Source organism: Mesoaciditoga sp. (genome assembly GCF_054006115.1).
The window spans coordinates 1-24,540 of sequence record NZ_JBPNHS010000024.1 but is presented as its reverse complement, the minus strand read 5'-3'; the positions used below and the strand labels follow the sequence as shown (position 1 = coordinate 24,540).

Annotated in this window: 24 protein-coding genes; 7 read left to right on the top strand and 17 right to left on the bottom strand. The window is 41.5% G+C overall.

All coding sequences use genetic code 11. The features are described 5' to 3' along the window. Nucleotides 1-117 precede the first annotated feature (117 nt). Genes ACXJIN_RS04920 through ACXJIN_RS04895 form a run of 6 tightly spaced genes read left to right on the top strand, consistent with a single transcriptional unit; the run spans nt 118 to nt 7,365 of the window. Nucleotides 118-2,352 carry a tetratricopeptide repeat protein gene (locus ACXJIN_RS04920; protein WP_456399960.1) on the top strand — a complete coding sequence of 745 codons (2,235 nt, stop codon included), beginning with the start codon at nt 118-120 and terminating at the stop codon, nt 2,350-2,352. Next, complete coding sequence (locus tag ACXJIN_RS04915) at nt 2,349-3,734, top strand: hypothetical protein (RefSeq protein WP_456399958.1); 1,386 nt, start codon at nt 2,349-2,351, stop codon at nt 3,732-3,734. Before ACXJIN_RS04920 ends, ACXJIN_RS04915 begins: the two co-directional genes overlap by 4 nt. Continuing rightward, on the top strand, nt 3,731-3,973 hold the full coding sequence (locus ACXJIN_RS04910; protein ID WP_456399956.1) for a DUF4911 domain-containing protein: 243 nt from the start codon (nt 3,731-3,733) through the stop codon (nt 3,971-3,973). The genes ACXJIN_RS04915 and ACXJIN_RS04910 overlap by 4 nt, the downstream gene beginning before the upstream one ends. Beyond that, the gene (locus tag ACXJIN_RS04905) at nt 3,948-5,033 is read left to right on the top strand and encodes a YqeG family HAD IIIA-type phosphatase (protein ID WP_456399954.1); all 1,086 of its coding nucleotides are present in this window, start codon (nt 3,948-3,950) and stop codon (nt 5,031-5,033) included. The genes ACXJIN_RS04910 and ACXJIN_RS04905 overlap by 26 nt, the downstream gene beginning before the upstream one ends. Continuing rightward, a complete protein-coding gene (locus tag ACXJIN_RS04900; protein ID WP_456399952.1) occupies nt 5,008-6,489 on the top strand; it encodes a sensor histidine kinase in 1,482 nt (493 codons plus the stop codon). Before ACXJIN_RS04905 ends, ACXJIN_RS04900 begins: the two co-directional genes overlap by 26 nt. Before the next feature lie 18 nt (nt 6,490-6,507). Then, nucleotides 6,508-7,365: an HDOD domain-containing protein gene (locus tag ACXJIN_RS04895; RefSeq protein WP_456399950.1), complete on the top strand. Its 858-nt coding sequence runs from the start codon at nt 6,508-6,510 to the stop codon at nt 7,363-7,365. A 79-nt stretch (nt 7,366-7,444) separates the two neighbouring features. Here the strand turns inward: ACXJIN_RS04895 and ACXJIN_RS04890 are convergent, their stop codons facing one another. From ACXJIN_RS04890 to ACXJIN_RS04810, 17 genes are all read right to left on the bottom strand, one after another. Then, the gene (locus ACXJIN_RS04890; protein ID WP_456399948.1) at nt 7,445-8,257 is read right to left on the bottom strand and encodes an HAD-IIA family hydrolase; all 813 of its coding nucleotides are present in this window, start codon (nt 8,255-8,257) and stop codon (nt 7,445-7,447) included. 1 nt (nt 8,258) lies between these two features. After that, entirely contained in the window at nt 8,259-8,930 is a 672-nt protein-coding gene (locus ACXJIN_RS04885; RefSeq protein ID WP_456399946.1) for a TIGR00266 family protein, read from the bottom strand. An 81-nt stretch (nt 8,931-9,011) separates the two neighbouring features. Next, nucleotides 9,012-10,424, bottom strand: coding sequence for an NADPH-dependent glutamate synthase (gene gltA, locus ACXJIN_RS04880; RefSeq protein ID WP_456399944.1), 1,413 nt, complete (start codon nt 10,422-10,424; stop codon nt 9,012-9,014). After that, the gene (locus tag ACXJIN_RS04875) at nt 10,424-11,260 is read right to left on the bottom strand and encodes a sulfide/dihydroorotate dehydrogenase-like FAD/NAD-binding protein (RefSeq protein WP_456399942.1); all 837 of its coding nucleotides are present in this window, start codon (nt 11,258-11,260) and stop codon (nt 10,424-10,426) included. The genes gltA and ACXJIN_RS04875 overlap by 1 nt, the downstream gene beginning before the upstream one ends. Nucleotides 11,261-11,274: 14 nt before the next feature. Next, entirely contained in the window at nt 11,275-13,113 is a 1,839-nt protein-coding gene (locus ACXJIN_RS04870) for an FAD-dependent oxidoreductase (protein WP_456399940.1), read from the bottom strand. Nucleotides 13,114-13,124: 11 nt separating this feature from the next. Next, nucleotides 13,125-14,264, bottom strand: a complete 1,140-nt coding sequence (locus ACXJIN_RS04865; RefSeq protein ID WP_456399938.1) for an NADH-quinone oxidoreductase subunit D — start codon at nt 14,262-14,264, stop codon at nt 13,125-13,127. Further along, nucleotides 14,227-14,742: an NADH-quinone oxidoreductase subunit C gene (locus ACXJIN_RS04860; protein WP_456399936.1), complete on the bottom strand. Its 516-nt coding sequence runs from the start codon at nt 14,740-14,742 to the stop codon at nt 14,227-14,229. Before ACXJIN_RS04860 ends, ACXJIN_RS04865 begins: the two co-directional genes overlap by 38 nt. Then, nucleotides 14,735-15,280, bottom strand: coding sequence for an NADH-quinone oxidoreductase subunit NuoB (gene nuoB / locus ACXJIN_RS04855; protein ID WP_456399934.1), 546 nt, complete (start codon nt 15,278-15,280; stop codon nt 14,735-14,737). Before nuoB ends, ACXJIN_RS04860 begins: the two co-directional genes overlap by 8 nt. Before the next feature lie 13 nt (nt 15,281-15,293). After that, nucleotides 15,294-16,184, bottom strand: a complete 891-nt coding sequence (locus tag ACXJIN_RS04850) for a respiratory chain complex I subunit 1 family protein (RefSeq protein WP_456399932.1) — start codon at nt 16,182-16,184, stop codon at nt 15,294-15,296. After that, nucleotides 16,181-18,046 carry a proton-conducting transporter transmembrane domain-containing protein gene (locus ACXJIN_RS04845; RefSeq protein WP_456399930.1) on the bottom strand — a complete coding sequence of 622 codons (1,866 nt, stop codon included), beginning with the start codon at nt 18,044-18,046 and terminating at the stop codon, nt 16,181-16,183. The genes ACXJIN_RS04850 and ACXJIN_RS04845 overlap by 4 nt, the downstream gene beginning before the upstream one ends. 18 nt (nt 18,047-18,064) lie before the next feature. After that, entirely contained in the window at nt 18,065-19,582 is a 1,518-nt protein-coding gene (locus tag ACXJIN_RS04840) for a proton-conducting transporter transmembrane domain-containing protein (RefSeq protein ID WP_456399928.1), read from the bottom strand. Beyond that, nucleotides 19,579-19,965: a sodium:proton antiporter gene (locus tag ACXJIN_RS04835; RefSeq protein WP_456399926.1), complete on the bottom strand. Its 387-nt coding sequence runs from the start codon at nt 19,963-19,965 to the stop codon at nt 19,579-19,581. The genes ACXJIN_RS04840 and ACXJIN_RS04835 overlap by 4 nt, the downstream gene beginning before the upstream one ends. Further along, entirely contained in the window at nt 19,962-20,795 is an 834-nt protein-coding gene (locus ACXJIN_RS04830; RefSeq protein WP_456399924.1) for a Na(+)/H(+) antiporter subunit B, read from the bottom strand. The genes ACXJIN_RS04835 and ACXJIN_RS04830 overlap by 4 nt, the downstream gene beginning before the upstream one ends. Next, the gene (locus tag ACXJIN_RS04825) at nt 20,785-21,039 is read right to left on the bottom strand and encodes a hydrogenase subunit MbhD domain-containing protein (RefSeq protein ID WP_456399923.1); all 255 of its coding nucleotides are present in this window, start codon (nt 21,037-21,039) and stop codon (nt 20,785-20,787) included. The genes ACXJIN_RS04830 and ACXJIN_RS04825 overlap by 11 nt, the downstream gene beginning before the upstream one ends. Next, nucleotides 21,036-21,395 (bottom strand): monovalent cation/H(+) antiporter subunit G, encoded by a 360-nt coding sequence (gene mnhG / locus ACXJIN_RS04820; protein ID WP_456399922.1) that lies wholly within the window; start codon nt 21,393-21,395, stop codon nt 21,036-21,038. The genes ACXJIN_RS04825 and mnhG overlap by 4 nt, the downstream gene beginning before the upstream one ends. 1 nt (nt 21,396) lies before the next feature. Next, nucleotides 21,397-21,669, bottom strand: coding sequence for a monovalent cation/H+ antiporter complex subunit F (locus ACXJIN_RS04815; protein ID WP_456399921.1), 273 nt, complete (start codon nt 21,667-21,669; stop codon nt 21,397-21,399). Next, a complete protein-coding gene (locus ACXJIN_RS04810; RefSeq protein ID WP_456399920.1) occupies nt 21,666-22,175 on the bottom strand; it encodes a Na+/H+ antiporter subunit E in 510 nt (169 codons plus the stop codon). Before ACXJIN_RS04810 ends, ACXJIN_RS04815 begins: the two co-directional genes overlap by 4 nt. A gap of 222 nt (nt 22,176-22,397) precedes the next feature. Here ACXJIN_RS04810 and ACXJIN_RS04805 point away from each other — a divergent pair, with 222 nt between their 5' ends. Continuing rightward, the gene (locus ACXJIN_RS04805; RefSeq protein ID WP_456399919.1) at nt 22,398-24,158 is read left to right on the top strand and encodes a chloride channel protein; all 1,761 of its coding nucleotides are present in this window, start codon (nt 22,398-22,400) and stop codon (nt 24,156-24,158) included. Nucleotides 24,159-24,540 lie beyond the last annotated feature (382 nt).

Here is a 24,540-nt window from a genome sequence, read left to right as displayed (position 1 = left end):
GGGGATAGGGGGGTATCCACTGTCAGAAGGATGATAACATAACTTATGTATCATTTAAGTTATTTAACAAGAAAAATGTAGTGAAAATAAAATTTCTAACGAGAGGAGTGCTTGTGGATGAAAAGAAAAATTTTCTTGTTGTTCATATTAATGCTGCTAAGTGTCATTATGGTGTCATCAGTTTTGGCTCAAACTGTCGATCAAAATGGTGTTGACATGTTGATGGGGGCTAAAAACGCTTTACAGCTTTACAAACAATATGGCGACACGTCTGGAGTGTCCAGCGTGATTTCAAAACTTCAGCTTTTCCTTTCAAAGTACACCGAGCCGGCACAATACGTTGGACAGGCTTACGAACTTTTAGGAGATGCTTATTACCTACTCGGAAAGTACACAACCTCGGTGAGTGAGTACAAAAAGGCTTTGGAGTACCTTCCAAAGAATTCGGCGGATTACGAGTACACGGTTTATTCTCTGGGTTATTCTTACATGAATGTTGGGAAGTATTCCGATGCCATATCATACTTTGTATCCCTTTACACCTCTTCTAAATATTCAGATGAAGCAAAGGTTTTAGTGGGCAGCATTTACGTAAAAGTAGGCAAGTATTCACAAGCCAAGAAAGTGCTTTCTGAAGTTCATTCAAATATTTGGAAAGCCTGGGCGAATTTTTACCTTGGTAAGATAGCATTCAACACAAAAGATTACAAACGTGCTCTTCAACTCTTTTCAAGTGTGTCAAACTATTCTAACGATCCAAACGTTTTGGAACCTGCGGCTTATTACAGCGCGTACACTTTGCTGAATATGAATGAAATTCAAAAAGCGATGAAAACAGCGAGCCAAGCCATAGAAAATTATCCGCCTACAATATGGAGCTCAGATCTTTACACAATACTCGGGGAATCTTATTACAGAAATGGGCAGTATTCCAAAGCGCTTATCGCTTTTGAAAAAGCCGTTCAACTTGCACCTGAGAACTCAAAACTTTACAAAGCTCTTAACGCAAAAGCCTGGACTGAATACAAACTTAGGGATTACAAAGATGCCATTTCAGATTGGACTAACGTGTTGGAAAGGGCAATGGATACAAATCTCAGATTTTCCGCTGGCCTGAGCGCTGGGGCAACTTATCGTGAACAGAAAGATTACGATAATGCTCTCAAACTGTACAAGAAAATGGAGCCAATGTTCACATCGCAGAAAAATCAGATAATACTTCAAGAGGGTAAGACTTACCTTGAAAAGGGAGATTACAAGATGGCGGTTTCCATATTCAGCAAACTCGCTAACATAGTGGACCCGGTTAGCGATTCTGCCGCTTACTGGTTGGCTTACACGTACAATGTGCAGGGAAATTACGATGATGCTGTAAAAGTTTTGAATAAATTGATAGCGAGCACTAAAGACACTGATATGAAGGCAAAGGCTTACATGTTGGAAGGAGACATCTACTTTGGAAATTCAAATTACAAATACGCCGAGAATTCATATGAAAACGCCGTTGCACTTGGTACAAATGAAACCAAAAACGTTGCGGAATACAATTTGGGCCTAATTTACTACAATACGAATGAGTACTCCAAGGCTTTGCCTTATCTGAAAGACGTTATGAACAATCGTACTCTCGATCCGGATCTCGCACTCAACGCGGCTTACTATTTGAGCCAATCGTACGTGAACTTAAACGATTACTCTTCGGCTTTGCAAACGTATGACTGGATAATCAAATACGATTTTGAGGGACGCTATACCGCGTCAGTTTACGTTTTAAAAGCTATCGCATTGGAAAAGCTTGGAAAATACTCTAAAATACCATCTTACGTTGACAATATTTTGTCTAACACGCCTACGCTTTCAACAAGAAATGATCTTCTTTTCCACAAAGCGTACGCTTACATGATGGAAAATGATCTAAAGGATGCCCATTCCATCGCGGATTCTTTGCTAAAGAAAAAGATGTCAACGAATGCGATGGGCGGAATTCTATACATAGAAGCAAAGTACTACCAATCCATAAATGACGTAAACGATGCGGCGAAGTATTTCAAAGAAGTTTACAACGAATATCCTTCAAGTAGTTCGGCACCGGATGCGGCTTACGAACTTGGAATGATGTACTACAGAATCGGCAAGTATTCAAGCGCCAAAGACGCGTTCTTTAATCTGGTTTCACTCTTTGGAAGTGATCCGAGAGTACCTCAGGCATTTTATTACATAGGAATGTCTTACGAAAAGCTCGGGCAAATTTCTGCCGCAGTTCAGGTTTACCATACCATCCTGAAAAAATTCCCAAGCTCTGGAGCAGCTTCCCTGGCTAGAAAGAGACTTTCTGCGCTGGGAAAGCGGTGAGAAAAGTGAAGGGCTTTGTTTTTGTGGCGGTCTTAATTTTGCTGGCCGCCACCATTCTGGCCCAACCGATTTTGTTGGAAATAACCACGAACTTCACCGCCCACAAGTTGGAGCCAGGAAGGAGTTTGATATCTAAAAATCTAAATGTAGTGCCGCAAAAATCTTTCATATTGCCATCTATATTTACGATAAAAGCGCCCCTTAAAAAAGAAAAAATGGGTGCCTTTGTTGAGCTGGGAAAACCTTTTGTTTTTCCTCAAAAGTACTTTGGCGTTGAGGTAAAGAAGAAGCGCAACGAATTAAACCTTCTGGCTTATTCACATTCACGATCTGATTTCTTTGAAGGAATAAGTATAAATCCTCCGCTATTCATGGCGTTTCCCCATATTTACGTGAAAAAAAGCGCGGTGAGTTTCGCTTCTTTTGAAAAGAAAGCGAATTTTCAAGTTGAAGATCTTAACATTCAAAAGAATTTGAACGTAGTCATAGCATCGATCACATCATCAAAGCGGAGAATGAAAAGTTCGTTGAAAATTTTAGAGATGAAAAAGAAAATAAGCGCTTATTCTCCTCTTGGAGGGCTTGAAACCATCGGAAAGTACCTGGAAAGAAATAATTACGCTTTTTGGATAACTCAAAATCGTCTTGGCATGGCAATGGATACGCCTTTGATATCAAACTGGGTGGTTTACAACTATAAGGATAATCAGATAAGCAATTTATCTCTTTCGTTCAACACTGGCCCTTTTTCAACCCTACTTTCAATGAAAAATGGGAATGTTAAGGCTTCCATACAAACTGGATACGGATGGATATTTGGAGGTTCCATAACGTCGAACGCTACGGTATCTGTTTTTTCATACATTCCAATTTCAATCGGAAACTTTGAAAGCGTGTTATCTGGTGAATACATTATAAATTCATCGCCTACCGTGTTTTATCCCGGAATAACGTTAAGGTACAAAATGGGAGATTTTGTTCCATACACTTCTTACTCTTGGGAAAATGGCAATTCTACTTTACACATTGGATTGTGGAAAAACACTCTGGATTTTGATAGCGCTGTTGTCTTGAAAGATAGCACAGCTTACAACGTATCTTTAAAATATTTAAGCCAATTTGGTGTCTTTTCAACTGGAGTTGGAAAGGATGATAAAATTTACAATACCATCCTTGGTTACAGTTCAAGGCCGTTTGGCTTTAATGCGCTTCAATTTTCCTTTGATGGGAATTTGCAATTCAATTCTTTGAAAGAATATGAGGTCGATGCCAAGCTTTCGGCAACGTTCAAACTTTTGTTCTCTTACGTTGATTCATGGATTATGGGAAAGTTCAACGGTGATAAGCCATCATTTTCGTACGGTATGGAGGTAGAATTTTGAGCAGTAGGGAATACGATGTGTACGTGAAAATATCAAAAGAAGATGTTCACACTCTTAATTACATTCTTGAAGCTGAAGACAATCTCATAAACGTAAGGCATATCGATCCGGCTTCTGGATTGTTGAAAATAATAGTAATAGACGATGCTTTAGAGGATGTTTTGAAGTTGTTGCATTCTCTAAAAGATGAGTTGCACTTAAAAGTGGTGAAATATGAGCCGAATCGTGGAATTCTTTAGAAAGCCCATACCTCGTGAGGTTTTGGAAAGCGTGCACGATATCCCTTATTCTAAGTTCAAGGTTTTAGGATTTGATACTTTTGTATTTGATTACGATAACACATTGGCTCCATTTAGAAAAAACGTCTCAGATGATGTAGTAAAATTGTTTAGGAAGCTGATAAATAAAGGTTTCAAAGTAGCAGTTGTGACAAATGGACCTTTTGAAAGGGTTAAAAACTTGCAGGAAAAGGTTGAGGGCCTAAAAATTTTTGCTAGAGCAAGAAAGCCAGGATTGAAAACGTTAAAGATGGCGTTGGAAGAATTGAATTCCAAGTCAAATCAGACAGTATTGGTAGGAGATCTCTTTTTCACAGATATAATAGCTGGCAACAGGTTGGGGATGTATACCATCCTCGTTGCGCCTTATCCTGGAGTGGGTCTTTTTTTGAAAATCATAGCAATTTTGGAAAAAGTATCGTACAAGGTAATCTTTTACACTTTTGGCTGGCCATTCAGAATGAGTGAAATGGTAACTCCCAATGAGTGGAAAGAGAGCATCTTTGAAATAGATTACGATAATCTCATATCTAACGGTGTGAAGATGTTCGTTTTTGATATGGACAACACCCTTGCTAAGTGGAAAGCGGAGAAACTCGATGACAAAACTTTTGAACTTGTTAAAGAGCTTTCAAAAAAGGCAAAGGTGGCCGTGCTGTCAAATGGGAGTTCACCATCTTTGAATTGGATGCGAAAAAATCTGGATATTTTGGTGGTAAGAAGTGCACACAAGCCTTTAACGCGTAAATTAAACAAGCTTGTGAGAAAGTACGGCTTTTCGAAAAATGAAGTCGTGATGATCGGAGATCAACTTTTTACAGACGTGTTAGTAGCGAATTTGGCCGGCATCTATTCGATAAAAGTTCAACCTATTTCGAAGGAAGAAATACGCTTTACAAAATTGCTTAGAATGATGGAAAGAATTGTAAAACCGTTGATAAGGCCAAAACCTACGATAAGATCGCACACCCATGAGTTAAAAGCGCAAAGGGGTGATGAAAATAGGAACAACAACTTTTAAAAAAACAATGCCAGAAATTTCATCTCTGCTTTCATCTTTTACGCTGAAATTAAACGCCGCCGAAAGCGTTTACGAATGCGTTGAAGAGTTAAAAAAAGCTTCCTTGAATTTCTTTGAGATAAATTGGTATTCGTTTATATCTCTAAAAGAAAAATTTGGAGAAGAAGTAAATCGACAGACTCTGGAGTTCGCAATTTGGGCTTTGAAAAAGCACAGACTTTCCGTCACCCCTATTGGAGATATGATGGTTATGTTTGTTCCCCTGTACAGTAGAACACAAGATATAGGTGTGCTGATCTTTGGACTTAAAAGCGATATGAATGATATCACAAGAGGAATAACGGACATAGAAAGCTTTCTGGCGTTTGAAACTTCCATGGTTATAGAAAACATGTTTTTGACCAGAGAACTGGTAAAGAAAAACAAAGACGTTGAAGAAGCCAAGCTTTACCTTGAGAACGTGCTAAATTCTTTGAAATACGCTGTTGTTGTAGAAGACGTTTACAGAAATGAAGAATTTTCAAACGCTCCTTACAGAGATTTGATAAGTGAAAATCCAGATTTAAAGAATCAGCTTAAAGAGATGGTGAACATTTCCTTTGCGAATAGGGAAGAAGTATCAAATGAAATAGAAATAGATGGTACTTTCTACAGTGTTCATGCCGTACCTGTGAATCTGTCTTCCGGTTTGAAGGTTGTTGTTTCCATTCAGAATATAACCAATACGAAAGAACTTGAGAGGTTGCAAAAGATAGATAGAATGAAAAACGATTTTGTGGCGAGTATTTCTCATGAATTGAAAACGCCTCTTTCGGCCATTCTGGCCTATTCGGAAACCATTTTGGATTCCATTGAAGATTTGGACGTGGATACGTTGAGACAATTCATGGAAACCATAAAGAATGAAGGAGAACACTTGCAATCAATAGTAAGTGATATGCTTGAATTTTCCAAAATAGAGTCTGAAAGCTTTTCCATGAAATTTGAAAGAATAGATCTTTTAAAAATTTTGAAAGAGTCATATGAAGGTCTTATGGCGAGGGCCATGGAAAATAACGTTAAATTCTCTTTGTCCATTCCAGATGGACTTGAAAACGCTTACGTTACAGCGGATCCAAAAAGAATAAGGCAGGCTGTGGACAACCTTGTAGTTAACGCCTTTAAGTACAACGACAATCCTTCACCTGAAGTGAAGATAATACTTCACGATGAAAAAGAAGCGTACGTTATTGAAGTTTACGACAATGGCAGTCCAATACCGGAAGAAGAGAAAAAGCATATCTTCCAAAAATTCTACCGAATAGAAACTATGAAGGCGAAAGCCTCTGGAACGGGGCTGGGCTTGTCATTAGTAAAAGAAATAGTGGAAAAGCATCATGGCAAGATCTGGGTAGAAGATAACAATGGTTGTAGTTTTAAAATATCCCTTTTAAAAAGGGACTGGCTGAATTCGTGAGGAAGGGAAGAAAAGAATATGCCTAAGACTCTGGATGAAATTCTTGAAGAGCTCGATTCTATACCCACTCCTAATTTTGTTGTTACAAAAGTTATGGAATTGGTCTCACAGCCAAATATCTCCGCATCCGAATTAACGGAAGTTATTGAAAAAGATCCAAATCTCACGGTGAGAGTTATGAAACTTGCCAATTCGGCTTATTACGGCCTTCCGCAAAAAATTTCTACTCTTTCACATGCTGTCATGATACTTGGATTTAAAACGGTTAGAAACTTGGTAACCAGTATTTACATGCATGACGCCTTTTTCTCGTCTAAGTTGGCAACTGATAAGATAAGTTCAGACAAGATATGGTGGCATCTCATAGCAACTGCAGTTGCCACGGAAAGCGTTTCGAACGCCTTTGGCTACATTAACAAAGAGGAAACTTTTTTGGTTGGAATGATCCACGATCTTGGCAAAATGGTGACAGCAAAGCTTTTTCCAGCGTACACCGATGCGATAATAGAATTAGCTTCAAACGCCTCTATAACTTATCATGAAGCGGAAGAAGAGCTTGAACTTCCAGATCACGTTTCAATAGTAACACATTTAATGGAAAAATGGGGATTTCCAGAAGAAATTCGCACCGCTGTGGCTTTCCATCATGAACCTGAAAAGGTTGAAGATGAGAATCTAAAGGACATAACGTACATATCGCATGCAGCAGATGTAATTTCCAATATCCTCGATCCTGCATCGGCTGGGAACTATGCCCTTCCTTCTTTTAATAAAGAAGCGTGGTCTTATCTTGGTTTAGACGGTCCATCTTTTCTGAGCATAACTCGCGAAGCGCGTGTAATGGTAAAAAAGGCAACTGAGTTTTTCAATTTATAACTCTCAATTGCGAATGTAAGAGATCAAGTGTTTTTTCTCCGATTTCTCTCCAATTCAACCCCTTTTTACTTGCGGAACCCTATTCTCTTATCATTTTCAAAAGCTCTTTCGCATTTTGAGCTACTGCCACGCTTTTTATTCCCGTGGAATCTTTGTATTTTTCAAATTCTTTCAGCGTCGTTTCTCCAGTAAGAACTAATACGCCATAGATTCCGCTGTTTTTTACCATTTCTATATCCGTGTAAAGCCTGTCTCCCACGTAAACAATTTCTTTTTCGTCAACGTTGTATTTTTTTGTAAGTCCTTTCATTATTATGGGATTTGGCTTTCCGCCTACCCAAATGGGCTTTTTGCCAGTTGTGAGCTCAAAAAGCTTTCCAAAGGATCCCGCGTCCGGAATGTATCCAAAGCTGGTAGGGCATCTCAAGTCAGGATGAACCAAAATATATGGAACCCCTTCAAATATCAGCTGTGAAACCTTTTCCAACTGTGAATACGTCGCATCGGTGTTGAAACCAACGGCAACGACATCTGGAGTCTCATCGTCAAAGATGAACTTTTCTTTCAAATATTTCTTCACGCGCTCATTCAAAAATGGATATATCCTTTTTACGGATTTTCTTTCCAAAAAAAGCTCCAAGGAATCAAGCGAGCTCACAATGTCATTTTCAGTGATGTTCATATCGAATATATTCGAAAGTCGTTTTGCATGCATGGCATTCGTTCTCGATGAATTATTCGTTAAAAAACACACGCTCTTTCTACTTTTTAAAAGGTAATTTAGAAGGTCTTTAACTCCATCTAAAGGTTTGGAATCTATGATCGTTGTTCCATCCAAATCGAACGCAAAGAGTTTTGCTTTTTTTAGCATCTCGATCAAATCAGAGTTCAAATCAATTACCTCCACTTTTAACTTTAGATTTTAACCATCCCACAAAAGCATCCAGATTCCTGGTTTGAATTAGAACCTTTCCACTTCCATTGAAATTGCACACCAATCCTTCTCCACTGAAAAAGAAAGATTTCCAGTTTCCTGCCTTCTTTATTTTGAAATTCAGAGAATCATCGAATGCCACGATATGGCTGGTGTCTACTATGTATTCCCCTTCAACAAATTTCTCCACTATAGCGCCATACGAACTGACAAAAAGCTTTCCATTTCCACTGATTTTCAAAAGAAAAAGTCCTTCCCCACCGAAAAATGTCTTTGCTCCTCCCCATTTAGTATCTATTTCAATTTCACCCACAGACGCCAAATAAGATCCTGATCTCACAAATACCGTTTCTCCATTCAATTCCATAACATGAACATCACCTACCATTGTAGGTGCAAGAAAAATTTCACCTTTGCCGCCTTCGGCGTAAAAAGTGTTCATGAAGAAACTCTCTCCACCCAGTACACTGCGCTTCAAAGAAGAAAAAATTCCTCCACGCGCCTTGGTTTCCATTGAAATGTTGGATGACATCGAAACCATGGCTCCCGCTTCAGCGGTTATGCGCTCATCGTTTTCGAGTGTAACCTTGATCATGCTGTACGACGGTTTGCCCACTATTTCATATTTCATATCATTCACCCCCTCAAAAAGATACGGTAAAAAGTAAAAAGGGCGCATCTTTACAGATGCGTCCTTTAAATTCAAAACGAATTAAGCTTTTTTCTTGGAACTTATATACTCGTCTATCGCTTTCGCGGCTTTCTTTCCAGCTCCCATTGCAAGGATAACTGTGGCGGCTCCGGTAACTATATCTCCTCCAGCGTACACTCCTTCAACGGAAGTAGCCCCGGTTTCAGGATCCGCCTCTATGTAGCCCCGCTTGTTAAGTTTGAGCTCTGGGAAAGTGCTCAACAAAACTTTGTTCGCCGTTTGTCCTATGGCTTCTATAACCATGTCAGCTTCGATGATGAATTCGCTTCCTTCAATTGGAACTGGTCTTCTTCTTCCGGAAGCATCTGGTTCTCCCAACTGCATTTTAACGCATTTCACGGCTTTGACGTTTCCGTTTTCATCACCTATGTACTCAACTGGATTGGTAAGCCAGTGGAATTCTATACCTTCTTCTAACGCGTGATGGTATTCTTCAATTCTTGCTGGCATTTCCTTTTCACTTCTTCTGTAAACTATCATTGATTTTTCTGCTCCAAGTCTCAAGGCCGATCTTGAAGCGTCCATTGCAACGTTGCCAGCTCCAACGACGACTACACGCTTTCCAACTCTAATAGGTGTATCGTATTTCGGAAATTCGTAAGCGTGCATGAGATTGATTCTTGTTAAGAATTCACTGGCCGAATAGACACCATTGAGGTTGGTTCCAGGTATGTTCATAAATCTTGGTGTGCCTGCACCAGTACCTATATATATTGCATCGTATTCTTCTCTTATTTCTTCTATCGTAATGGTCTTTCCAACGACGACATCCGTTTCAACGTCTACGCCGAGTTCTTCTATGGCTTTCACTTCGCGTTCAACGATCGTCTTTGGGAGACGGAATTCAGGAATGCCGTACATCAAAACCCCTCCCGGAGCGTGAAGCGCTTCGAAAATGGTAACTTTGTAGCCTTTCTTTGCCAAATCAGCGGCCACGGTTAATCCAGACGGACCAGCACCTATAACTGCAACTTTTCCTTTGTTTGCTTCAACCTTCTTTGGCGGTTCTTCAACTCCTTCATGACTTGCCGCCCAATCCGCCACAAATCTTTCGAGTTTTCCAATTGCCACAGGCTCATGATCTTTCATAAGGCCAACCGTACATTTTCCTTCGCACTGGCTTTCCTGCGGGCATACCCTTCCACAAACTGCGGGAAGGTTATTGTAACTCTTGAGTATTTTTATCGATTCAGAGAGATCGTTATTTCTTAACGCCAATATGAAGCCTGGAATATCTATGTTTACGGGACAACCAGAAACGCAAGGATGAGTTGGACACTGCAAACATCTGTTCGCTTCGGTTATGGCTTCTTCAAGGGTGTAACCTAAAACAACTTCTTTGAAGTTGTGACTTCTTTCTTCTGGCTTTTGTTCGGCAATAGGAGTTTTGCTTTTTGGAATGTTTAAAGCCATTACATCTCACCTACCTCGTTAAGGTATTTTTCGAGTGATATCTTTTCCTGATCTTTGTACTGTTTGAGACGTGTCATAAGTTCATCCCACGCAACACCGTGACCATCGAATTCAGGACCGTCAACACATGCAAAGCGAATGTTTCCGTTAACGGTAACCCTGCATGCACCGCACATTCCAGTTCCGTCAACCATTATCGGATTCAGAGATACCCAAATTGGTATTCCAAGCTCTTTTGCCGTGAGCGCGGCGAATTTCATCATTATCGTTGGTCCTATCGCCCAAGCGTAGTCGATCTTTTCTCCTCTTTCGTTGAGCATTTTCATCGCATCGGTGACGACGCCTTTAATTCCCTCAGAACCGTCGTCGGTGGTGATTATCAATTCATCGGAGTACTTAGCGCATTCATCTTTCATTATTACCAATTCGGATGTTCTTCCACCAAGGATCGTGATAACTTTATTTCCCAAATTTTTGAGTTCTCTGATTATTGGGAAAAGGGCAGCTATGCCAACTCCTCCACCGATCATCAGAACGGTTCCGTGTTTTTTCACTTCGCTTGGAGTGCCAAGAGGTCCGACCACATCTGCGAGTTTGTCTCCCACTTCTAATTTTGCCATTTCGTACGTCGTTTTTCCAACGGTTTGAAAGATCAAACGTATGTTACCATTTTCCCTATCGTAATCCGCGATCGTCAATGGTATTCTTTCTCCTTTATCCGAAGTTCTTACGACCACGAACTGTCCAGGTTTGGCATGTGACGCCACCCTTGGGGCTTTTATCCACATGTCGTATTCTTTTTCCACGATTTTCTTTTTCTTCAAAATTTCAAACATCTGTACTTCCTCCCTTACTTTCTTGATGCGAGGTACATGTCTACTCCCTTGGCTGCACGTAACCCCGCTCCAATAGCGCTTATTATATCCTGTCTCCTGTTTGAAAGGTCTCCACCAAAGAATAACCCTTCTACACTTGTTCTACCGAAATCATCCACTGGCACTCTTCTTCCATCAAAGCCTATTTTTTCTTGAATGTCTTCTGGTAAGAAATCGAGATTTGGATGCTGTCCTATGGCGGCAACTACGTAATCAACTTCAACTTTTTTATGGGGCGAATTTTCGTCCACAACAGGTCTTGGCCTTCCTCCATTTGGATCCGGGACAAGACTTGCTATAGCGTACTCTAAAGCTTCAACCGACTTTTTTCCATAGATCTTCAATGGAACTCCGGCTTCAACGAATTCAACTCCTTCTTCTCGCGCTTCTTTTATCTCTTCAGGATCAGCTGGCATATCGGCTATTCTTCTTCTGTAGATTACGGTTACTTCTGCTCCAAGCCTTATAGACGATCTGGCAACGTCCATCGCCACATTTCCACCGCCTATTACTATTAAACGTTTTCCTTTGAGATCTGGGGCTTTTTCTTCGTTTACCAAATGCATGAACGTTAACCCTTGCATAACTCCAGGTAACTCTTCACCTGGAATTCTTAAAGTCATCGGTTTTGAGTTACCAGTTCCTATAAAGACGGCGTCGTAATCTTTTAACAGTTTATCAAATGGTATATCTTTCCCTATTTTGGTGTTGGTTTTTAACTTTATTCCAAGCGAAAGGATGGCGTTTATGTCTTTCATCAGGTCTTCTTTTGGAAGCCTATACTTCGGTATCCCCCACATCATGGCTCCGCCTGGTTTATCTTCTGCCTCGTATATCGTTACATCGTAACCTAACAACTTGGTGTAGTAGCCAAACGAAAGCGACGCAGGTCCGGCCCCGATGGCCGCTAGTTTCTTACCATTGGGCTTTTCCATTTTTTCTTCAACGACTTCAAAATAATTTTCAACATTGCTTGCTGAATAAGCTTTAAGCCAGCGAATCGCCAAGGGCTCACCCTGTATTCCAACCACACAGGCTTCTTCGCACTGATGGGTACACACTTCACCACAGACAAGTGGAAGCGGATTTCTCTTGTATATCCATTTCAAGGAGTCTTCTGGATCCTCTTCAGCTATTGCGCGTATGTATTCTGGAATATGCAATTGGTTAGGACAGGCCTCTACACAAGCGCCGCATCCCAAACACCGGGTTGCCTCTTTTTTTGCTTCTTCTTTTGAATAGGTGTGAACGAATTTGGCAAAGGATAATTTTCTCTTGTCTGCCGGTTCTTCGCGTGGATCTGTTCTTTCAAATTCTATGGTCTTTCCCAACAAATCGTCAGGAGTTCTAACGTAACCAGGGTTGTTAGCATAAGTCTGATCCGGCCTCCAAATGAAGTCTTCCTTTACTTTTTCTGGTTCTTCTTCGGGAGGAATTGATATATCTGGATGAAAAGAATGAATATATTCCCTTGACATTTGGAGTGAACCAGTTGGACAGACATCTACACATTGCCCACAGAAACAGCATCGTCCGTAATCTATAACCGGTCTGTAGGTTTTGGCGAATTTGTTGGCGGGCTTTACATCGTCAGCTTCAACCATGGTTATGGCGCTTGCCGGACAAACTGACGCGCAATTTCCACAACCAATACATTTGGAATGGTCGTTTGTGTGGAAACCACGATATCTCGGCGAGACGCCTTCTTTTTCAAAAACGTCGAGATCCTCTTTCGGGTAACGAACGGTGTGTGGCTTCTTAAAAAGGTATTTCAAAGCGCTTAAAGGTGCCAACGCGTTCTTTTTTGTATCCACTTGTGATCACCTCACCTATCGAAGTCCGGCGGACATATATCCATTGAGTGGATCCACACCGGTACGTCTTCAATTCTCATGTTCTTCATAGCCTCAAGAGCGTAATACAAACCAGCAGAATAAGATGGACCTCTAACGTATACCCTGTAGGGATTTATGTCGCCATTTGAAACTATGAGGTAGCCAAATTCGCCTTTTGAAGATTCAACCTTTGAGTAATACGTTCCAGCCGGAACTCTAAATTGGAATGGATTGGGTATCTTTTCTCTGTATGGACCATCTGGTATTTGCTTTACACATTGTCTTAATATCTTTATAGATTCTTCCATTTCCAACCTTCTTTGAACGAATCTTGAAAAAGCGTCTCCATCTCCGGTTTCAGGGATATCGAAATCCAGCTCATCGTAAACGAGGTAAGGTTGGGCCTTGCGTATATCCCACTTTACTCCGGAAGCTCTCAAATTCGGTCCTGTTATTCCATTTTCTATGGCATCCTCGGCTGAAAGATATCCAACCCCCTTTGTTCTCTTTTGAAGGATTGGATTTTTGAATATCAAATTGTCGTATTCTGGAAGCCTGGATTCAAGATAATCTAACAATTCAGATAATTTGTCAAGCCATCCATCTGGAATGTCCATTTTAACTCCACCAGGATATTGATAAATGTGATAGACACGTCCTCCAGTTAGCCATTCAAAGAGATCGAGAATGTAATCGCGATCCCCTATGGCCCAATTTGGAGCCGTGTAAAGACCGGTTGCTCCTCCGACACCCGAAAATGAGAAAAGGTAAGCCGCTATCCTGGCCATTTCCAATACGATAACTCGTATGTATTGAGCGCGTTTTGGCACTTCTATTCCTGCCAGATGTTCTACGCCCATACAATAAGCGACTTCGTTAACATCGGGCTCTGGAACGCATATTCTAGGTATCAAGGCAAGATTTTGAGTCCATAGCCTTCTTTCCATCAGCTTTTCAAAGCCCCTGTGAAGCAATCCAGGATCTGCGGTCACGTTGGCAATCTTGTGGCCTTCCATGTCCAAAACGTAGGAGAAGTTTCCAGAAATTCCAGGGTGATTTGGCCCTATGAAAAGCTCATAAGTTTTGTACTTATCATTTGTATTCGATTCGTTTAGGGGCCTTAATTCCATGGCTCTCATCCTCCTTGAATTCGAAGAGTTCTTGTGAAAATGCCAACGTGTCGAAATCCTTTCTCAAAGGTGGAATATCCAACCACTCATCCAAGAAGAATGGTTTCAGATTGGGGTTGCCTATGAAGTTTATTCCAAAGAACTCGTGAATTTCCCTTTCGTAAACCTGACACAATCCCCAAATTGACATCATTGATTCCATTTCCGGCTTATTTCTTGGTATTCTCACCTTTACAAGGGCTTGCGCTTTTTCATCGTAATTTTCCAGATTGTAAACTAGTTCGAATTCTTGATCGTCTATCCAATCTACACAAGCGAGATGAATGAACGTCTTGTATCCGGTCGCTTTCATGTAAGCAAGAATCTCTGCCGTTCTTTCTCTTGGAACTAAAACTTCAAATTGCCAATCTCCAAGGGATTTTGCTTCAAGATTCATTCTCTTAAGTTCTTCAACTTTTTTTTCAACGGTTTCAAGCACTTCTCGTCACCTCTTCAGGCTTTTGCAAAACGGGCTTCGTTCTCTTCAGCACTCTGTCTTGATTTGCTTTGTACCATTCGTAATTCTTCACGTACTTTTCATATCCTTTTGCTTCGCCCTTTTCGACCAGTTCTCTTAACTTTTTGAAAGAATCCAAAATAGCTTCTGGCCGGGGCATGCAACCTGCTATGTAAAGATCAACGGGAAGGTATTTGTCAAGTCTCTCTATGACGTTGTATGAATCCCAATAAACTCCTCCGTTTATCGTACAAGATCCGAATCCCAAAACCCATTTTGGCGCGTGCATCTGTTCGTAAGTGTATATGAGCCTTTTTAAACTTTTCAAAGAAAGGTAACCAGTTACCAACAGAATATCCGCTTGCCTTGGCGTTGCCATTGGAATAACTCCGAATCTTTCCATATCCCAACGAGATGTCATAGTCGGAGGCAATTCCATGGCTCCACAACCTGTACAGTAATGAAGCATCCAGAACGAACGACCTCTAAAAAAATTGGTCAAATCTTTCCATTCAGACATTTTTGGCACCTCCTCACAGTACCACTATAAGAGCTTGAATTACTCCAAGCAGCAATGGCACTTTCCACATGAATTTTACACCATCTTCTATTTTAAAACGTGGCAAAACGGCGTTTATGAGCAAAGCTATGAAAAACAGCTCAAATTGTTTGGTTACGAATATCCATATATTTGAAGCTCCACCAAGGAAAAGGTCTACCATTATTCCGGTTTCCAGATAAATTCCAACCGCGTGTTGGAGCATTCCAAATCCAAGATATTTTCCACCAAGCTCTACCATTGGACCAGATGCGATTTCCGCAGGTGCTATCGCCATATCGAATGGTTTTTCACCTAACATGCCTTGCAACGCAATTTCGGCCGCCAAAAAGCCAAATGGTAGTCTAACCATATTCCAATTCAAAAATCCTCCACCTTGAGCTGCCACGATGTTGGTTAAAGAACCGGTTTTTGTGAATATGTAAACGGAAAATATCACGGCCGCGAAGGGAAGCTCGTATCCCATCATCATGGTCAAGGCCCTTGCCACACCTATCGTGGCATTGGGGTTTCCAGAAGAAGAAACTCCCATTGCCATTCCCAGATAGGCCATCGTCATTAAATAGATGATCATTATGAGACTGGAATTGTGTGGGAAGAGGTTTATCTGTCCCATTGGCAAGAAGACGACAGCCGCAAGTAAAGATGAAACACCCGCCACAAGTCCGAGATCAAACGCGAAGCCGTGGCTAATGGATTGTTTGGAAAACAGCTTAAATACATCTATGAAGTTTTGAAGAACAGGCGGACCATATCTTCTTTGAATGCGAGCCGTGATCTTTCTTGCCAAACCCATGAATAGAAGTCCTACCGTAAGAGAAAGAAAGCCAACGCCTATTCCTTCTAACAACTTAAGGAAGATCATGCTACCCACCCCGCTATCACGAATATTATCAGTCCAGCAACGGCGAAGAACGCGTATATTTGAGCGTTACTCACAAATATTTCCTTTATCGCCGAAGAGGTGGCAGCCGTCCAATTTGCCAATCCTCTAAAGAATCCATCGATCTTTATTTTAAAGAAAGGAGCGAAAATTCCTTCAACTGGTTCGTAAAACTTCCAGCTGAATTGGTACGTTTCTGGAGTTAAATTCCATTCTTCGGGAATCTGCCCGGCCGTGTAGTTGTCAGATTGTGAAACGTACTTGTGCTTCGCACCTATGAAGAAAAGAATGAATCCGACAGTGAAACTTATGGCCAGAGACCAGCTGATCAGAGGAACGTAGACGTTTGAAAACATTCCCGTAACGTATCCGTTTGCCATTGTTGGAAGTGGTTTTAAACCCATCGAACTGACTATTGCGCCTATTGGTTTTAAAATGTAACCGGGTTGTACGCCAAAGAAAATCATTGCAAACATCAGGAGGTATTCAACTATTTGTCCTATTACGGGCACTTCTTTGACGTTATCGTATCTGGCAGAACGTTGACCGAGAAAAACGGAATGGAATGCTTTAAACAAGTACATGAAGGCTCCGGTCGAAGCTAAGAACAGCATCACGGTTGCGAATGGAAGGTGCTGTTTGATCATTGCCTGGTATATCAACCATTTTGAACCGAATCCGTTAAAAGGTGGTATTCCAGCGGCCGAAGCTATACCGATGAAAAACGTGAAAAACGTGACTGGCATCTTTCGCCATAAACCACCCATTTCGCTCATTTTGGATGTGCCTGTTCTTGAAATAACGGCCGCCAACGTTATGAAAAGCGCTCCTTTGAACAGTAAATGGTTGAAAGCGTGATATATTCCGGCGGTAACCCCGACTGAGTTGAAAAGGGAAATGGCTGCGACTATGTATCCAAGATTGCTGAAAGAAGAATAAGCAAAAAGCTTTTTAACATCATCTTGGAAGAAGGCAAGGACCGTTCCAACAACCGCGGTGGTTACCCCTATCCACATGAATATGTAATTCACCCATGGGAGCCCAAAAGCGGTTGGCATGCCCTTTTCCATTAAAGAAATTGGCAAAAATAGCAACATTCCATATATACCGTACTTGCTCATCACTCCAGATAAAAATGGTGTGAACGTATCGGGCGCGTAAGCGTAAGCCATAGGTACCCAGGTGTGGAATGGAAATATTCCGGCTTTTATCATGAACGTTACGAAGAAAAGAGAAACTATTCCCAAAACCCACCAAGGATGCATCCCAACTATCGATGAAAGGTATGCGACATTTGTGGATATGGATAGGCTGCCGGTTAGTTTCCACAGTGTGAAGATACCGAAAAACATTGAATACGATCCGGCTATGCTCATCATTGCGTAATAAAGTGCGGCGTGCCTGGAAGAATTTTCATCTCTTCCGCCAAGAACGGATACAATTGAAGCCCATCCCATAAGTTCCCAGGCAAAGAAAAATCCTACCATGTCATTGGTTGTGAATATCCAATTGTTGGCCGCTAATATGAGTAAAAGGAGAAAACCTTTCATACGAGATTTATCCATTAAAGAGTAGAAGGTCAAAAGCGTTCCAAACGCCACGCTTATGTAAAGCATGAATATCGAAAGATGCGTGACATTCCAACTTAACGGTATAATTTTGCCCATGAAGTTCAATTTAAACGTGTAACTTTGCCCAACGTGTACTGAGAAAAGTAACAAAAGTGTTATGGCAAAGGTTGAAAATGTGACCAGCCTATCGAGAAATTTTACTTTGTAAAGGATTGCGGCAATCGCCGATCCGATCAGCGGTGTAAACACGAGCCATATTATGTTTGAATTCATACTCTCAACACCTCCTCATCAGTGTGCCGCTATAGTTGGTATGACGTTTAAAATGTACCCGCTCATCTTGTGGGTAAGTTCGCCAGCCGCCTGCGCTGAGAAGGTGCCAACTATTTGCGGGAATATACCAATGGCTACTATGGAGACGGCAAGTATGAATATTGGAATTGCCGGCGTTATTGGAGTTTTAACTTTTGGCAGCTCAACGTCTGATGCGAACATGTAAGCAACTATTCTCAAATAGTAAAACGCTTCAACAACAGATGCGAACAAGACAAGCCCAATAATGAAGTCGTACCATCCGCCCCTTTGAACGGATGCCGCCACTATGGCGAACTTAGACCAAAATCCTCCAAAGAGCGGAAAACCTAACATACTGAAAGCACCAATACTGAAAGTTAAAGTCAAAAACGGATTCCTTTTCCATAATCCTTTGAAATCGTCTATGTTTTCTCCAACTCCAACAGCCACCAAAACGCCAACTATTAAAAATAGCATTGATTTGGCTATTGAATGGTTTACGAGCTGGAATATTCCGCCGTATACGCCAAGCTTATTTCCAATTGAAAAGCCAACTGCTATCAATCCCATTTGTGCCATGGAAGAGTAGGCAAGCATTTTTTTCACATTTTTTTGACTTAAAGCTGAAAGCTCTCCAATTATGACTGTTGCCGTGGCGAGAAGAGCTATGAGAGCCATCAAATCGATTTTGCCATATGTCGAAACGTAAGCGCCTCCGCTTTTTCCGAAGACGGTCATGGCTATTCTGAACAAGGCGTAAACGGCTGAAATCGCCGCTATACCACTCAAAGAAGCGGAAACGCCGTTAATTGCACCCGTGTAAGTATCTGGAACCCATCCGTTAAATGGGAACAGTTCAGCTTCAACTGCCAAGCCAGAGATTATCAGAATTCCAGCGAAAGTTAAAAGGCCTGGAGTGGTTTGATTTATTCTCGCGGCTATTTCGGCTATGTTTAAAGTACCGAGTTGGGTGTAGATAAGGGTAACGCCCATCAGATAAAGAGTTGAGCCTATTGAACTCACAACTAAGAATTTAAAGGCTCCTCCTAACGCCCTTCTTTCCGGTCCAAAAGCGGCCAAGGCGTACGAGGATATTCCAGTTATTTCCATGAAAATGAAAAGGTTGAAAATATCTCCCGTTAACACTATTCCGCTGGCACCCGCGGTGAACATTAGAAAGAGAACGCTGAAGCGTACCACATCACCTTTTTTGATAGCCCATAAATTGTAAATGGCTATTAGCAATCCTATCATTGAAATGACGAATACCAAAAAAGCTGCCACTGGACCGATATACAGGTTTTCACCAAAAGGTGGCAACCAATTTCCCATTACTACCATCGTTGGATATTTATGAGCGAACAAAATGTAAAAGCTAAACGACGCGTTAAATCCTATCGTTAAAAGCGTAACCCATTTCGCCAATTCTTTGGAAATCAATCCAAAGAGCGGAATTGAAAAGGCGAAAAGGAGTGGAACACCTATTAACAGAGCTGCGTTGTTGAATATATTCATCTTTTCGCCTCCTTGATCTTTCTAACGTCCAAAGTTCCGTACTTCTCGAATATTTTTACCGCTATTGTAAGGGCCAAAGCGCTTGTCCCAAGCCCTATAACGATTGCGGTAAGAACAAGCGATTGTGGGAGTGGATCGGCGCTTACGACTTTTTCATTGACAACGAGCTGGTTGGTTGCAGTGTAGATTGGCATAACGGCTTTTGGATGCCACGCTATGGCTATCATGAAAAGATTGGTACCACTCTCTATTATGTCCAATCCCACTATGATTTTGAATATGTTTTCATTCGTTAAGGTGATGTACAGTCCTATTCCGAAAATCGCCATCGCACCAATGAGATATATCCAATTTTGAAGGAATATCTGCAACGCTTGCATCATGACCACTCCTCTTCAACATCAACGATCATGGAGTTAACAACCGCTGACAATTCTGCTCCAACTTTCATTCCTATCGCGATGTATATCAAGCCAATGAAACCAGCGCTGTAAAGATCTCCTATTACACCAGTTGGCAAGAAATTGGCCAGGAAAGAATGGACACTGAACAAGCCAGTTAACCCTATTATGACGAATGCCATACCGGATAGGGATTCAAACACTTTTAAACCCAAATGATTCGGTTTGTATCCATTTTTTCCAAGGAAAAGCCCGAGAATTCCTGAAGCTATCACTGCACCTCCAGGAAATCCTCCGCCAGGTGTCAGGTGTCCATGAACGAATATGTATATTCCAAACAAGAAGATAACTGCGAAAGATATCCTTGTTCCAACGTACATTATCAAGCTTGGTTCGGTTTTGTTCTTTCTTTTCTTCTCTTTTCCGAACAACAACATTGCCACTCCAGTTGCCGCTAAAAAGAGCACCGTTACCTCACCAAGAGTGTCGAAGCCACGGTAATCAACAACAATCGAAGTGACTACATTTGCGGCTCCATCTTCAAGATTTTTGCTCTTTCCAAAAGTGATTGGAGTATAAGGAACATCTGTCCTTAAAGGCTTTATACCCTTGGCGAAAAACTTGCCATTTTCCATCATTTTCGTGGCCGTTTTAACGTTTTTCATTATGTACAACCTTGAAACTCTTTGATTGACGTTAACGGCCGAACCCTTTGGCATTTCTTTGAAAGCGAGAAAGAAACCGATTAAAAGAATGGTTATCAAAGACAAGGCCGTTATCCTCTTTACGAGGGCTGGAGTGTCATTCCTCATCTTTAGACTCCCCCTTCTTAACCTTTTTCAAGGCTATAATAAATATAGCCGTTGAGAGTCCCGCGCCTATCGCGGCTTCAGTTATAGCAACGTCTGGAGCTTGAAGAAAAAAGAACAATCCAGAAACTCCCAAGCTCACGAATCCGCTTGCTATTATGGCTGAAAGTAATTTTTTTGAGAAAACGGCTATAAGAGCCAGCATTATCACGACTATAACGACAAGGGTGGCGACGTAAATTATCATTTTTCTTCGCCCCCTTCTGGGAACTTCCATTCTCTTTTTTCACATTCATCCGGATCGGTTTGAGGATATTTTTTAACACCAACTCTGTAAGAAGCACGCGCTATTGCGTGGCTGGAAATCGGATTGGTCATCAGAAGGAAAATTGCCAATGCCACTGCAAAGAGTATCCATCCTTTGGCAATCAATCCCACTCCAATCGAAGTTGAAACGACTCCCAGCGTGGTTGCTTTAGTTCCGGCCTGGAGCCTGTTAAACACATCTGGAAGTCTGAATATTCCCAACGCTCCAAGGAATAGAAAGAAAACTCCCGTGAAAACGAAAACAACTCCAAGCCATCCTAAAAAGGCATCCAGCATCTCAAAGCCCCCTTTCCAGGTAGCGGGCTATAACCAAACCGCCCAAGAAAGATAAGATAGCGTAAACCATTGCAACGCTGAGAAGAACGAATTGAAAGAAAAAGAGGGCCAATATAACCCAAAACCCTGTCGTTATGGTTGTCCAGTTATCAAGAGCCACTAGTCTATCTGAATTGGTAGGTCCAAGTACACCTCTTAAAGTGGCCAATACAGTTGCCAGAGAGACCGTGGCGAACCAAATAATCCATATTGCGGTTGGTATGTGGATTCTCATTTAAACATCGCCTCCAGGATCTTCTCAAAGCTTCCTGCTATTTCTTGAGTTGCCTTCTCGACGTCTTTAGTTTTCACCGTTATCCAATGAATGTACAGATACTGCCCATCAATATCCATTGATAGAGTACCTGGTGTAAGGGTGATGGAGTTTGCCAACCACACTTTAGCAACTGGCGACTTGAGATTCGTTTTTATTTTGACTATGCCAGGCTTGATTGGCATCTTTGGATTTAAAACGATCGCCGCCACGTGTAAGTTGGCTTTCAACATTTCCCAAATGAAAACTGGCAAGTACCAGAAAAGGAGTATTCCCAGCCTTTCGATATTTTTCATGCCGGAAACACTTAGCTGTTTGTAAGTGAGCAAAGCGCCAAGAAGAGCTATCGCGGCACCAGCTTCCCATTCGTGGATGGAGAAAGGATAGGTGAGGACTATCCACAAGAAGAAATAAACGACCACAGCGTAAAGATAACGACTACCGGCTGAACTTTCCACTCTTTCCACGCTATCACCTCATTTTGTGAAAAAGTTCCCATTATTTTGTGTTAAAAACTCACTGATTTTCAAAATGTATTATACCCCTAAGGGGTAATCGTTCAAAACGCTTTTGAACAATTTTGAAACAATTGTGGAAATCTATTGTTACCATTCTTGCGATAAAAGGTGTTTTTTCTTTACACACACAGAATATAATTTAGCGGAGAAAAACGAATGGGAGGGAGCAAATTGAAAGAAAAGAAAGAAAATCTGGACCAATTTACGTTTTCCATGTTGGCAATAGCGGTTGGAATAGTTGCAGGTTTTGGTGCGGTTATATTTAGGGCTTTGATAGCGTTTATACACAATGCAATGTTTTTTGGAAAATTCTCTTTTTTCTACAATGCCAACGTACACATTGCTCCTTCAATATGGGGTAAGTACGTGATATTAGTGCCGGTAGCGGGAGCGCTTGGGGTGGCTTTTTTGGTAAAGAATTTCGCTCCCGAAGCGAAGGGCCATGGCGTGCCAGAAGTTATGGATGCGATTTATTACAACAAAGGTATTATTAGGCCAATCGTGGCAGTTGTAAAATCGGTAGCTTCTGCGCTTTCAATAGGGAGTGGTGGCTCCATAGGACGTGAAGGGCCTATAGTTCAAATAGGTTCAACCTTTGGTTCTATGATAGGACAATGGGTTAGAATGCCTTCATGGCAAAGGGTAACTCTCATAGGGGCTGGTGCCGGCGCGGGAATCGCTGCTACCTTCAACACTCCAATAGGCGGTTTGTTATTTGCCATAGAGTTGATGGTTCCAGAACTCAGCGTTAGAACATTTGTTCCAATAGCCATTTCAACTTCCACTGCAACTTTCATAGGGCGTATTTTCTTTGGGAACAACCCCTCTTTTATAATTCCTTCCTTTGCAATACCTAAAGATCAGCTTACGAATCCTTACATTTTGTTAACGTACATAGGTCTTGGTTTGCTCGTTGGAGTTGTTTCAGCCATTTTCATAAAGTCTATTTATGGTTTTGAAGATTTCTTCGATAAGATGCCCGGAAATTATTACACGAGACACGCCATAGGAATGTTGGCTCAAGGCATACTGATATACCTTCTTTTCATATACGCTGGTCATTACTACGTTGCCGGCGTTGGATACAGCACAATTCAAGACGTTTTAACGAATATACTTTTGAATCCATATTTGCTGTTGATATTGGCGTTCTTAAAACTTTTGGCTACCTCTTTAACTTTGGGCTCTGGAGCATCAGGTGGAATATTTTCTCCTTCCCTTTTTATTGGTGCCACTTTGGGAGCGGTGTACGGAGTATTCTTGAACATGATACATCCTCACTTTTCTGCCAATCCAGCATCTTTTGCCGTTGTTGGAATGGCGGGTATGATAGGTGGGACGACGGGAGCTGCCATAACTTCAATAGTCATGGTTTTTGAAATGACTAGGAATTACAACGTTATTATCCCGATGATTATAACCGTTGCCATTGCCGATGGTATTAGAAGATTGCTTTCTTCCGATAGCATATACACTAAAAAACTTACGCGCCGTGGTCATCTCATACCAGAAGTTTTCCATATGAACATCCTCTTGGTAAAACGCGTAAAAGACGTTATGGAAAAGCGTGTGATAGGCGTTCAAAAAGATATGAAGATAAACGAGGTGCTTCAGGAATATGGAGAAACGGGAGTGCTAAGCTTTGTGATAAAAGACGGTCAGAGAGTTATCGGTGTGGTTACAATGAAGTACTTGCTCAGGCAATTGAACAAAGAAGTTAAGATTGAACAGGTTATGACAAAAGATTACGTGATAGCGCAAGAAAATGATACTTTGTTTAGAATAATAGGAAAAATGAGAAAGAAAAAATGCCCAACAGCGCTCGTTACTTTGAATGGCAAGTGCGCATCAATCTCGGATGTAATAGGAATAATAACAAAAGAAGAAATCGCCGAAGCAGCTGCAGAACAAGTTGAGCTCTTCACGGAATAACGCTAAAAGGGCTTTTTAAATTTGAAAAGCCTGAACCCTCCTCGCCAACTGCGTTGGCCCTCTCCTCCCAGTCTTGGGAGGAGAATCAAGAGGATTATTTTTCAATTTAAGAACTCTGTACCCGCTTACGGGAAAAATGCTGGCGAGGCTATCTTTTTTAATCTTCCCCCACTTGGGGAAAAGTGGTGGCGGAGCCATTTTATATAAGAAGTCTGCCCCCCGCGTGCGGGGGAAGTGGCGGTGAAACCGCCGAAGGGGGTATGAACCCTCCTCGCCAACGTTGTTGGCCCTCTCCTCCCAGTTTTGGAAGGAGAATCAAGAAAACTACTTTCCAAATTGAAAATCTGCCCCCATTTATGGGGGAAGTGGTGGCGGAGCTGCC